Source organism: Achromobacter pulmonis (assembly GCF_902859765.1).
Lineage (GTDB): Bacteria > Pseudomonadota > Gammaproteobacteria > Burkholderiales > Burkholderiaceae_B > Achromobacter > Achromobacter pulmonis.
This window is the reverse complement of sequence record NZ_CADIJV010000030.1, coordinates 1-12,156: the sequence shown is the minus strand read 5'-3', so window position 1 is coordinate 12,156 and position 12,156 is coordinate 1. Positions and strand designations below refer to the sequence as shown.

The window sequence follows — 12,156 nt, the reverse complement described above, 5'->3', positions numbered from 1 at the left end:
CCATGCGCGCGATGCGCCCATGGCAGCCCGATACCGGCCTGTTCGATCGCCAGGACGCCCGTCCGGCACCCGCCCCCTCCCGGGACGCGGCGTGGCCCGGGTTTCCTCCCCATCGTGATTGACCTGCGGGGTCGCGGGTCGCATCGAGGTCCAGTAGATGAAATCCCGCTCCATCCGGCGCTACGCCGGCGCCCTGCTCTGCTCCGCCCCGGCCCTGTCGGCCGCCCAGCAAGCCGCCACCCCCGAACTTGACGCCATCACCGTCACCGCCCAGCGCGTGCCGACCGATGGCCGCACGCTGCCGGTGTCGATCTCGGTCATCACCGCCGAAGACATCGCCGCCAGCAGCGCCCGCACCATGCAGGACCTGCTGTCGACGCAAGCCGGCATCCACCTGATCAACACCACCAGCGCCAGCGACAACGCCATCGTCGACCTGCGCGGCTTCGGCATCACCGGCGCCAGCAACACGCTGATCATGATCGACGGCGTCAAGCAGAACACCAACGACCTGTCGGCCCCGAGCCTGGGCGTGGTGCCGCTGGATCAGGTCGAACGCGTCGAAATCGTGCGCGGCAGCGGCTCGGTGCAATACGGCGGCGGCGCCACCGGCGGCGTGATCAACATCATCACCCGCAAGGATTTCGCCAAGGAACCGGTCACGGCCCGCGCCACCGCCACCTTCGGCAGCTACGGCCTGCGCCAGTACGACGCCGCCGTGGCCCTGAACAACCAGAAAGTGGGCGTGGATGCCTACATGCAATCGCTGCACAGCGACGGCTACCGCGAGCACAGCGGCGAAAGCCGCGAGGGCGGCGGCGGCGGCATCACTTTCCGCCACGACAGCGGCTCGATCCGCCTGTTCGGCAACACCACCACGCAGAAACTGGACCTGCCCGGCCCGCGCCTGATCAACCCGACCACCGGCGAAAACCAGTTCGAAAGCGACCCGCGCGGCGCCAAGAACAAGGTCGACTACGTCAAGACCACCAGCACCACCTTCGGCCTGCAGATCGAACAGCAGATCGGCGCCGGCACCCTGTACGCCGACGCCTCGACCCGCGAGAAGAAGCTCAACGGCCTGTCGTACGACGGTTTCGGTGACACGCTGCGCCAGCAGAAGCTGGAAGAGAACCTGGCCAGCCTGCGCTACCGCCTGCCGATCAACGGCGGCCACAGCGTGGTGTTCGGCGCCGACGCGCAGGAAGCCAAGACCTCCGCCGACCAGAACGCCTACTACGACGTCACGCCGTCCAAGTGGCAGTCGCGCCAGCGCCAGTACGGCCTGTTCGCCGAAGGCCAGATCCGCGCCACCGACAGCACCTACGTCACCCTGGGCGCGCGCCGCCAGTACGCCTCCGACAAGCTCGACGTGATTTCCGGCTCCGGCGAGGAATCGGACAAGGGCCACCACCTGACCGCCTGGCAACTGGGCGTGCGCCAGGACCTGCCCGCCGGCTTCGGCCTGTACGGCAAGGTCGGCCGCAGCTTCCGCCTGCCCAACGCCGATGAAGCCCTGTCGGTGCAATCGCCGCTGGCGCCGCAGACGTCCACCGACAAGGAACTGGGCGTGACCTGGGCCTCGGACACCACCAGCGCGCGCCTGTCGTGGTTCCGCTATGACCTGACCAACGAGATCCAGTACAACCCGCTGGCCGACGGCATGTGGGGCCCGGGCACGGGCGCCAACACCAACCTCGATCCGACCCGCCGCCAGGGCATCGAGCTGGAAGGCCACCACAAGCTGACCAGCAGCCTGACGCTGGACGCCAACCTGACCTGGATGGAAGCGCAATTCCGCTCGGGCACCTACGCCGGCGTCGACCTGTCGGGCAAGACCGTGCCGCTGGCGCCCAAGTGGCTGGCCAACGCCGGCGTGACCTGGCGCCCCACCGACGCCTTCCTGTGGAACGTGACGGCGCAGTACGTGGGCAAGTCGCGCATGGACAACGACCAGGCCAACCAGTTCGATACCCAGCTGGACGCCTACGTGCTCTTCAATACCAAGGTGGCCTACAAGTTCACCAGCAACATCGAAGGCGCGTTCGGCATCAACAACATCCTGGACCGCAAGTACGCCACCTACGGCATCCGTGGCGGCGATGCCTCGTTCCAGATGCTGGGCCCGGTTGCCAACTACAACCTGTACCCCGCGCCCGGCCGCAACTTCTACGCGTCCCTCACGGTGCGTTACTGAGCGGCGATCCGATATAGTCGGCGTTGTTCCACGCCGACCTATCGATCCCTCGCATGACCTGCGTCCGCGCCCTTTCGCTCGCCGTCCTGGGGCTGCTGTCCGCCCCGGGCGCGGCGGCGGCCGATACCGCCGCAGGCAGCCCGGCGGCCATCCACGCGCGCGACGATCGCGGCCGCGAGGTCACCTTGGCCGCGCCAGCGCGGCGCGCGGTCACCCTGGCGCCACACGCCACCGAGCTGGTCTACGCGGCCGGCGCCGGCGACTACCTGGTCGCCACCATCCGCGGCAGCGACTATCCGCCCGCCGCCCGCGCCCTGCCCGTCATCGGCGACGGCACCCAGCCCGATCCCGAACGCGTGGCCGCCACCCGGCCCGACCTGGTCATCGCCTGGCAACCGTCCGCCGCCGCGCCGCTGGCGCGCGTGATGGACAAGCTGGGCGTGGCCCTCTACTACAGCGATCCGCAGACGCTGGCGGCCATTCCCGACGCGGTCGAGCGCCTGGGCGTGCTGTTCGGCACCGAGGCGCGGGCCGCCCCCGCCGCCCGGGCCCTGCGCGCGCGCCTGGACGCGCTGGCCGCGCGCTACGCCGGCCGCGCGCCGGTGCGTGTGTTCGTGCAGGCGGGCCTGGACCCCCTCTACACCCTCAACCACACCAGCATCGTCAGCGACGCGCTGCGCCTGTGCGGCGGCGTCAATGTGTTTGGCGACGCGCCCGTGGTGGCGCCGCAGGTCGGCCTGGAAAGCGTGCTGGCGGCGCGGCCCGACGCGGTGCTGGCCGGGGTCTCCACGCCCGCCGACACCGCCCGCAACCTGGCCGCCTGGCGCGCCATGGGCCTGCCGGCGGCGCAGGCCGGCCACGTCTACGGCATCGATGCCGACGCGCTCTATCGCCCTGGCCCGCGCCTGGTCGACGCGGCCGAGCAGTTGTGCGCGGACCTGGACCGGTTGCGCCAACCCTAGGCGGCCCAGCGCGCGCAGCCCCGCGCAGCCTCGCCACGCCGGCCGCCAGGGATACCCCTGCCGCCGACCCGGTCATTGGCGCGCCCCATGGCTGCGCGCCAAGCGCGATTTCTGGAACGCCGCGGCCCCGCCGCGCGGGCGGGCGCGCCGCCCCGTGCTTTATCATTCGCCTAACCGTGATCAACCCGTTGATCCGCCCGATGATCAGCCAGCCCCGCGGGTCCCGCAGCGCGCGCCCGCCCTTTGACACACCGCCATGACCACTCAAGACACTCTCACCATCGCCGGCCGCGCCTACTCGTCGCGCCTGCTCGTCGGCACCGGCAAGTACAAGGATTTCGAACAGACCCGCGCCGCGCTGGACGCCAGCGGCACGGAGATCGTCACGGTCGCCATCCGCCGCACCAACATCGGCCAGAACCCGGGCGAGCCCAACCTGCTCGACTACGTGCCGATGTCCAAGTTCACGCTGCTGCCCAACACCGCCGGCTGCTACTCGGCCGACGACGCGGTGCGCACGCTGCGCCTGGCGCGCGAACTGCTGGACGGCCACGCCCTGGTCAAGCTGGAAGTGCTGGGCGATCCGCACACGCTGTTCCCCAACATGCCCGAAACCCTCAAGGCCACCAAGACGCTGGTCGATGAGGGCTTCCAGGTCATGGTCTATTGCACCGACGATCCCATCCAGTGCCGCATGCTCGAAGACATGGGCGCCGTGGCCGTGATGCCGCTGGCCTCGCTGATCGGCTCCGGCATGGGCATCCTCAACCCCTGGAACCTGCGCCTGATCATCGACCAGGCCCGCGTGCCGGTGGTGGTGGACGCCGGCGTGGGCACCGCCTCGGACGCCGCCATTGCCATGGAACTGGGCTGCGATGCCGTGCTGATGAACACCGCCATCGCCGCCGCGCGCGACCCGGTGCTGATGGCCAGCGCCATGAAGAAGGGCGTGGAATCCGGCCGCGAGGCTTTCCTGGCCGGCCGCATGCCCAGGAAGCTCTACAGCGGCGCGCCCAGCTCGCCCACCGAGGGCCTGATCACCGCCGCCCCCGGCGCCGCCAAATGAGCAGCCGCCAAGCGGCCGGCGGCGGCCGTCCCATCCCCAACGCGCTCACCATTGCCGGCGTCGACCCGTCCGGCGGCGCCGGCATCCTGGCCGACGTCAAGGCCATGAGCGCCCTGGGCGCCTACGGCTGCGCCGTGATCGCCGCGCTCACCGCCCAGAATACCCAGGGCGTCAGCGGCATCTCGCCGGTGCCGCCGGCCTTCGTCGGCCAGCAGATCGACACCCTGTTCGCCGATGTGCGCATCGATGCCGTCAAGATCGGCATGCTGGGCCAGCAGCCGGTCATCCAGGTGGTGGCCGAAAAACTGGCCAAGTGGACCCCGGCTCACGTGGTGCTGGACCCGGTCATGGTGGCCAAGAGCGGCGACCTGCTGCTGGAGCGCGATGCCGTCGGCGCCATGCGCGAAGCCCTGCTGCCGCAGGCCACGCTGCTGACCCCCAACCTGCCTGAAGCCGGCGTGCTGCTCGAAGAGCGGCCGGTGGAAACGGTCAAGGAGATGCGGCGCGTGGCCGAGCGCCTGCGCAACAAGCTGGCGCACGCGGGCCAGCGCTGGGTCATGGTCAAGGGTGGCCACCTGCCCGGCAACGACACCATCGACCTGCTGCACGACGGCGACCGCATGATCGAGCTGCCCGGCCACCGCATCGAGACCGCCAATACCCACGGCACCGGCTGCACCCTGTCGGCCGCCCTGGCCGCCCTGCTGCCGCAGGTCGAGGATGTGCCCGAGGCCGCCCGCCGCGCCAAGGCCTACCTGACCGAGGCCATCCGCCACGCCGAACGCCTGTCGGTCGGCTCCGGCCACGGGCCGGTGCATCACTTCCACGCCTGGTGGTAAGGTCGGCCGGGGGCATACCGTCCCCGGTTGCCGGCTCCTCGCGCGCCACGCAATGCCCCCTCATCGCGTCCGAAAGCGCCGGGCGGGCGGGCGCTTTGCCCAGGCGATAACCCGCCGGCCCACCCGGCGGCGTCACAGGACGCTACGAATCGGTACAATGGTCGGCTGATTCCTCCGCTTTTTTTCAGACCGTCATGAACGCTTCGACCCTGCCCGACGTAGAACAAGCCCGCTTCAACATGGTGGAACAGCAGATCCGCCCGTGGGACGTCCTGGACGCCAACGTGCTGCAAGCGCTGTTCGATGTGCGCCGCGAACAGTTCGTTCCGCCGGCCCTGCGCGCCCTGGCGTTTTCCGACCTGGAACTGCCGCTGGAAATCAACGCGGTCAACACCCGCCAGAACATGCTGGCGCCCAAGGTCGAGGCCCGCCTGGCCCAGGAACTGCAACTGAGCAAATCCGACTGCGTGCTGGAAATCGGCACCGGCTCGGGCTACCAGGCCGCCTTGCTGGGCTACCTGGCGCAGCAGGTCACCTCGGTCGAGATCGACAGCCGCCTGGTCACGTTCGCGCAGCAGAACCTGCAGATGAACAACGTCACCAACGTCAAGGTCGAGACCGGCGACGGCCGCAACGGCTGGGGTTCCACCGAATACGACGCGATCCTGGTGACGGGCTCCGTGCCGGTCGTGCCGGATGCCCTCAAGTACCAGTTGCGCGTGGGTGGCCGCCTGGTCGTCGTCGTCGGCCAGGCCCCCGTCATGACGGCCTGTCGCATCACCCGCACCACCGCCGCCAGCTTCGAAACCGTCAATCTGTTCGAAACGGTCATCAAGCCCCTGCGCGGCGCCACGGTGTCGCAGTTCAAGTTCTGAATCCCCTGGGCCGGACCGCGCGGTCCGGCCGCGCCGGTCCGCCCGGCAACGGGCTCCCCGCCCCGGATTCCCTGGAGCAGCACCCCTCCTCCTGACACATCATGCGCGTCCGACTGCTTACGGCTTTACTGGTTTTTACCTCCGCCGCAAGTGTCGGTCCGTCCCTCGCGTGCGCGCAGAACCTGCTGCAGGTGTGGCAATCCGCCCTCGGCAATGACCCGATCTACGCCGCGGCGCGCGCCAACTACCGCGCCGGCCTGGAAAAGGAACCGCAGGCGCGCGCCCTGCTGCTGCCCGAAGTCTCGGCCGGCGTCGGTGGCGCTTACCAGGAAACCCGCAGCACCCGCGGCCTGAGCATGGCCTACAGCGGCGGCCGCGGCGTCTGGGACCTGGCGCTGACCCAGCCGCTGTTCGACTGGGGCCGCTGACAGAACTACGAGCAGTCCAAGCTGATCGTGGCCGACGTCGAAGTGCAGTTGCGGCAGGCCTACCAGGACCTGCTGCTGCGCGTGGCCGACGCCTATTTCAATGTGCTGTACGCCCAGGATGCCCTGACCGCGACCGAGGCCGAAAAAGCCGCCGTGGCCGGGCAGCTGGAGTCGGCCAAGCGCAATTTCGAACTCGGCAACGCCACCATCACCGACACCTACGAGGCGCAGGCGCGCTATGACCTGGTGGTGGCGCAGGAGCTGCGGCTGCAGAATGACCTGGACGTGCGCCGCGACGAGCTGGCCCGGATCATCGGCAGCCCGCCCGGGGCGCTGGCCGAGCTGCCGCCCGGCGTGCCACTACCGGCGCCGCAGCCGGCGCGGGTGGCCGACTGGAGCACGCAGGCCGAATCCTCCAGCCTCGAGGTGCTGCGGGCCCAACTGCTGACCCGCATCGCCGGCCGCGAGATCCAGATCGCCAAGAGCGGCCACTACCCCACGCTGAACCTGCGCGCCACCAGCGGCAGTGCCAGCGACGCCGTGATGCGCAACGCCGCGCCGGGCAAGCCGATCGACAGCACCATCGGCGTGGTGCTGTCGATTCCGCTGTATTCGGGCGGCGGCGTGTCGTCGCAGGTGACGGAAAAAGTGCAGTTGGAACAAAAGGCGCGCCATGATTTCGAGGCCGCGCGGCGCCAGGCGGTGCAGGCCGCGCGCCAGTACTACACCGGCGTCACCAGCGGCCTGGCGCGCATCCAGGCGCTCGAGGCTGGCGAGAAGTCCAGCCGCGCCGCGGTCGAGGCCAACCGCACGGGTTATGAAGTGGGCGTGCGCATCAACCTGGACGTGCTCAACGCCCAGCAACAGCTCTATGCCACCCAGCGCGACCTGGCGCTGGCGCGCTACAGCACGGTATTGGCGGGGCTGCGCCTGAAGGCCACCAGTGGCATCCTCGGCGAAGCCGACCTGGACGCCATCAACCGCCTGCTGCGCGAGCCGCGCTGAGCGCGGGAGGGCCGCCTCAGGCGCCCTGGATCTTCCTGACCAGCGCCGTGGTGGAGCGCTCGAACTCGAACGGAATCGCCACCGCGCGCCCGCCCCAGGACTTGACCAGGGCCGTCTCGGGCAGTTTCTCCATGTCGTAGTCGCCGCCCTTGACGATCAGGTCAGGCTTGAGCTGGCCGATCAGGGCCTCGGGCGTGTCCTCGTGGAACGACGTGACCACGGTGACGAAGCCCAGCGCCGCCAGCAGCGCGGCGCGGTCCTCCATGCGGTTCAGGGGACGCTCTTCGCCCTTGCCCAGCCGGCGCACCGATTCATCGGTGTTGACCGCCACGACCAGCGTGGCGCCCAACTGGGCGGCCTGGTCCAGGTAGGTGGCGTGCCCGCGATGCAGGATGTCGAAGACGCCATTGGTGAACACCAGCGGCCGCGGATAGCGGCCAGCGGCGACGGCCGCGACGCAGTCGTCGCGGGACAGGACTTTGGATTCGAAACGGGCGGCTGGCATGGCGCGATTGTACGACGGCGGCCGCCCCGGCCGGCCTGTGCGGCCAACCCCGGGGGACAGCGCCGGCTCAGGCGCCGGCCAGCACGATGTCCTTTTCCCGGGGCAACACCAGCGCCGTCATTTCCTTGCGGTAGCGGTTCAGGTCCTTGACCGTCTCGAAGCTGCGGTCCATCAGCTTGGACAGGATGTGCAGGATGCGGGTGGCGACCTTCTGCTCCCAGACGCCGTCAAAGCGGATCTGGCTGTCCAGCCAGTGCTCCAGCCAGCCCGGCTCGGGCAGGCGCGACTGCACCGTATCGTTGGGGAACAGGTCCTTGTTGACGTGCAGGTTGGTCGGGTGCAGCGCCTGCTGGGTGCGGCCGGCCGAGGCCATCAGCACGCCGATCTTGGAGAACGCCAGGCGCGCCTGGACGCTGGTGTCCTCGCCGCGGTTGTGCAGCGCGCGGCGCATGTACTGCAGGTAGGCGCCGGCGTGGCGGGCCTCGTCCTGCGCCACGGTCTTGTAGATGGCCTTGATGACCGGCTCGGTATGCCATTCGGCGGCGCGGCGGTACCAATGGTTCAGGCGCACTTCGCCGCAGAAGTGCAGCATCAGCGTTTCCAGCTCGGGCGCGACGTCGAATTCGAAACGCACGTTGTGCAGCTCTTCTTCGGTGGGCACCAGGTCGGGACGGAAACGGCGCAGGTATTCGATCAGCACCAGGGAATGCTTCTGTTCCTCGAAGAACCACACCGACATGAACGCGCAGAAATCGCTGTCGCCGCGATTGTCGCGCAGGAACATCTCGGTGGCCGGCAGCGCGGCCCATTCGGTGATGGCGTTCATCTTGATCGTTTGCGCCTGCTCGTCCGAGAGCTTGCTGCGATCGAAGTCGCCCCAGGGAATATCGTGCGCCATGTTCCAGCGCACCGCTTCCATGGTCTTGAAGAGTTCAGGATAAAGCATGTTCTGCCCTTGTTTTCGTCCCGCTAGTGGGGCTATGGAAATTGATGAATGGCGCACGCGCTTGCCGGCGTGACGCTGCACAAGCCTCCGCAGCGCTATTTTTCGCCGTCTCCCGCGAAGCTATGATGACCGTTTCATGAATGAAACATGACAGGGGATCGCACCTACATCATCGCGCCGCCTATCGGGTCAAGGCCCACAGCGCCACCCCGATGCCCAGGGCCAGCACGCCAACCAGCGCCGCGATGAGCCGGTTGCCCTGCTCCTGGGCCCGCCGCAGTTGCACCATCTCGGCCAGCAGCGCCGGCGACAGGTTCGGGCGGTTCAGGTGGTCATGGACCAGCCTGGGAAGCGCCGGCAGCATCTGCGACCACTGCGCGGCTTCTTTTTCCAGGCTCTGCCGCAAGCCCTTGATCCCGACACGCTGGCGCATCCAGCGTTCCAGGTAGGGCTTGGCGGTCTTCCAGAGATCCAGGTTGGGGTCGAGCTGCCGCCCCAGGCCTTCGACGTTCAGCAACGTCTTTTGCAGCAGCACCAGCTGCGGCTGGATCTCCACATTGAACCGGCGCGAAGTCTGGAACAGGCGCAGCAGCACCTGGCCCAGCGAAATCTCCGACAACGGCCGGTCAAAATAGGGTTCGCAGACGGCGCGCACCGCGCCCTCCAGCTCTTCCTCGCGCGTGTCGGGCGGCACCCAGCCCGACTCGATATGCAATTGCGCCACGCGGCGGTAGTCGCGGTGGAAGAAGGCCAGGAAGTTCTGCGCCAGGTAGTTCTTGTCGAATTCCGACAGCGAACCGACGATGCCGAAGTCCAGCGCGATGTAGCTGCCCAGCGTCTCGGGCCGGTCGGACACGTAGATATTGCCCGGGTGCATGTCGGCGTGGAAAAAGCCGTCGGTGAACACCTGCGTGAAGAAGATCTCGACGCCGGTGCGCGCCAGGGTCGGGATGTCGATGCCGGCCGCGCGCATGCGCTCGACCTGGCCCACCGGCACGCCATACATGCGTTGCATGGTGAACACGGTGGAGGTGGTGTATTCCCAGATCACCTCGGGCACCATCAGCATGTCGCCGCGGCCCGATTCCGGACCGAAGTTGCGGCGCAGCTGGCTGCAATTGGACGCCTCGCGCACCAGGTCGAGTTCGTCGTGCAGGTATTTGTCGAACTCGGCCACCACCTCGCGTGGCTTGAGACGGCGGCCATCGGCGCCCAGGCGCTCGATGATGCGCGCCACGATCTTGAGCAGCGACAGGTCTTTCTCGATGATGCTGAGCATGCCCGGGCGCAGCACCTTGACCGCCACCTCGCGGCCGTCGTGCAGCACCGCGAAGTGCACCTGGGCGATGGATGCCGACGCCACCGGGTCGACCTCGAACTGCGCGAACAGCTTTTCCGGCGGCGCGCCCAGCGCGGCCTCGATGCAGGCGGCGGCGCGAGCCGATGGGAACGGCGGCACGCGATCCTGCAGCAGCGCCAGTTCATTGGCGATGTCGGCCGGGATCAGGTCGCGGCGGGTCGACAGCACCTGGCCGAACTTGACGAAGATGGGGCCCAGCGATTCCAGCGCCAGCCGCAACCGCAGACCGCGCGGCTGGCGCGGCCGGGTGCCCAGGCGGATGACGCGCAGCAGGCAGGTCGCCAGCGGGTGGTTGAGGCTGGAGAGCACCAGCTCGTCCAGGCCATAGCGCAGCGAAACCAGGATGATGCGGAACAGGCGCAGCAAGGGGAACATGGGTCAGGCGCCTCGCTTGGCGGCAGCCGAGGCCAGCCGGGTTTGCAAGGCGGCGGCCGAGCGCGCCAGCGCGTCGGCGCGGGCATTCAGCTCGGCCAGGTCCAGACGCCATTGATCCAGCGCCGGACGGCCCAACAGCATGCCGTTTTCCTCGGCCAGGTATTCGGACACGTTCTCGGCCAGGCGCTGGCCGGCCTGGCGCGCGCCGCCCGCCGCCGCGCGGAGCCCGCCGGCGATGCGCAACGCGGGAATGTCGCCCACCAGCCGCGCCAGACTGTCTTCCGGGTCCCAGCGCAGCTGCTTGGACAGGTCCGCCACCACCTGCGCCAGCGCGGCATCGCCGGAAATGTGCGTGGCCTCGGCGAAATCGGGCGCCTCGCCGCCCGCGCCCAGCCGCGGCAACGGCAGCTTCTCGGGCGCCACCGTCAGGGTCACGTCGGGCACCACCGCAGCGTCGGCCTGGGCCGCCAGCCCCTCACTGTCGATAGTCAGGCCCAGGGTGAATCCGCCCAGCGCGAAACGCACGGTCTTGCCAGCATGGCGCGCCAGGCGTTCGCGCGCCCAGTCCTCGCGCTGCAACAGGGCGTTGAGCGCGCCGACGGCCAACCGGGAGGGAGTGGGCAGAAACGAAAAGGGCAACATGACAGTCCGCGGCCCCGGGCGACGGGGCTGACGAAGTTGATGGGTAAATCGGGAGTGTACCGGGTTGGATGAGGGTATGTTCCGGGCAGTCTGGGCGGGGTTTGCGCCCGCGCATGGAAAAACCGGCCCTGATGGGCCGGTTGGGGCGGCGGCCACGCGGCCCCCGCGATATCGGGAGACAGGCGCCAGCCAGATCAGCTGGCGTATTCCACCGGGATCTGCTGGATGCCGGCCAGCAGCCAGCCGCCGTTGGCGGGCTTGAACAGGTTCCAGACTTCCTCGAAGCGGAAGGCTTCGGCGCCCGGCGCCTCGCGCAGCATGCCCGAGAAGCGCACGCTGGCCAGGTGGCCGTCGGACACGGTTTCGATGCCCAGCAGCTCGGCGTTCAGCAGCACCACCTCGGTCTTGTTGGGCGAGGCGCCGCGCTCGGCCAGCTGCGGCTTGAGCTCGGTGATCAGGTCGTCGGTCAGGTAGTCGCGCAGGCGGTCGGTGCTGCCGCTGTCCCAGATGGCCTGGATGCGCACGAACTGGTCCTTGGCCTGCTTCAGGAAGTTGGGCGTGTCGAAGTCGCCCGGCACGAACCAGTTGTTGTCGTCGCCCGCCTTGGGCAGCACGGCGGCCGGGGCGGCGGCGGCAACCGGCGCTGCGGCCGGAGCGGACGGCTTCAGCGCCTCACGCCACATGGGCTGCTGCTGCGGCTGGCCGGGCGCATTGTTGGCGCCGCCGAAGGCGCCCTGGGTGGCCGGACGCGGCGCCGCGCCGCGCAGGCGGCGGATGATGAACATCACGGCGAACACGACCGCGGCGATCAGCAGGGCCGACCCCAGGAACTCGGCGAAGGCGCCCGACAGGCCCATGCTCGACAGCAGCGCGGCGATGCCCAGGCCGGCGGCAATGCCGGCGATGGGGCCGAGCCAGCGCGACGCGCCGCTCTTGGCGGCGGCGCCCGCGGCACC

10 protein-coding genes and 1 pseudogene are annotated in these 12,156 nt (G+C 69.2%); 6 read left to right on the top strand and 5 right to left on the bottom strand.

Features of this window, described 5'->3' with window-relative positions:
- The first annotated feature begins 157 nt into the window (after positions 1-157).
- The 6 genes and pseudogenes from HV701_RS21100 (at position 158) to HV701_RS21075 (ending at position 7,372) form a co-directional block, all read left to right on the top strand.
- Complete coding sequence (locus HV701_RS21100; protein WP_175134962.1) at positions 158-2,197, top strand: TonB-dependent receptor; 2,040 nt, start codon at positions 158-160, stop codon at positions 2,195-2,197.
- A gap of 53 nt (positions 2,198-2,250) precedes the next feature.
- Entirely contained in the window at positions 2,251-3,159 is a 909-nt protein-coding gene (locus HV701_RS21095; protein ID WP_175134961.1) for a cobalamin-binding protein, read from the top strand.
- Between the two features lie 256 nt (positions 3,160-3,415).
- Positions 3,416-4,225: a thiazole synthase gene (locus tag HV701_RS21090; protein WP_175134960.1), complete on the top strand. Its 810-nt coding sequence runs from the start codon at positions 3,416-3,418 to the stop codon at positions 4,223-4,225.
- Complete coding sequence (gene thiD / locus HV701_RS21085) at positions 4,222-5,064, top strand: bifunctional hydroxymethylpyrimidine kinase/phosphomethylpyrimidine kinase (RefSeq protein WP_175134959.1); 843 nt, start codon at positions 4,222-4,224, stop codon at positions 5,062-5,064. The genes HV701_RS21090 and thiD overlap by 4 nt, the downstream gene beginning before the upstream one ends.
- 194 nt (positions 5,065-5,258) lie before the next feature.
- Positions 5,259-5,939, top strand: coding sequence for a protein-L-isoaspartate O-methyltransferase family protein (locus HV701_RS21080; protein ID WP_175134958.1), 681 nt, complete (start codon positions 5,259-5,261; stop codon positions 5,937-5,939).
- 101 nt (positions 5,940-6,040) lie between these two features.
- Positions 6,041-7,372, top strand: a pseudogene (locus tag HV701_RS21075) (TolC family outer membrane protein).
- 16 nt (positions 7,373-7,388) lie between these two features.
- On the opposite strand, the gene rfaE2 reads toward HV701_RS21075, so the two are convergent.
- From rfaE2 to HV701_RS26865, 5 genes are all read right to left on the bottom strand, one after another.
- Positions 7,389-7,877 carry a D-glycero-beta-D-manno-heptose 1-phosphate adenylyltransferase gene (rfaE2, locus tag HV701_RS21070; protein ID WP_175134957.1) on the bottom strand — a complete coding sequence of 163 codons (489 nt, stop codon included), beginning with the start codon at positions 7,875-7,877 and terminating at the stop codon, positions 7,389-7,391.
- A gap of 67 nt (positions 7,878-7,944) precedes the next feature.
- Entirely contained in the window at positions 7,945-8,823 is an 879-nt protein-coding gene (locus tag HV701_RS21065) for a ferritin family protein (protein WP_175134956.1), read from the bottom strand.
- A 181-nt stretch (positions 8,824-9,004) separates the two neighbouring features.
- Positions 9,005-10,558 (bottom strand): ubiquinone biosynthesis regulatory protein kinase UbiB, encoded by a 1,554-nt coding sequence (ubiB, locus tag HV701_RS21060; RefSeq protein ID WP_175134955.1) that lies wholly within the window; start codon positions 10,556-10,558, stop codon positions 9,005-9,007.
- A gap of 3 nt (positions 10,559-10,561) precedes the next feature.
- On the bottom strand, positions 10,562-11,200 hold the full coding sequence (locus HV701_RS21055) for a ubiquinone biosynthesis accessory factor UbiJ (RefSeq protein ID WP_175134954.1): 639 nt from the start codon (positions 11,198-11,200) through the stop codon (positions 10,562-10,564).
- Between the two features lie 194 nt (positions 11,201-11,394).
- Positions 11,395-12,156: Tim44 domain-containing protein (locus HV701_RS26865; RefSeq protein ID WP_254595223.1), on the bottom strand; the 762-nt coding region annotated here is incomplete at its 5' end.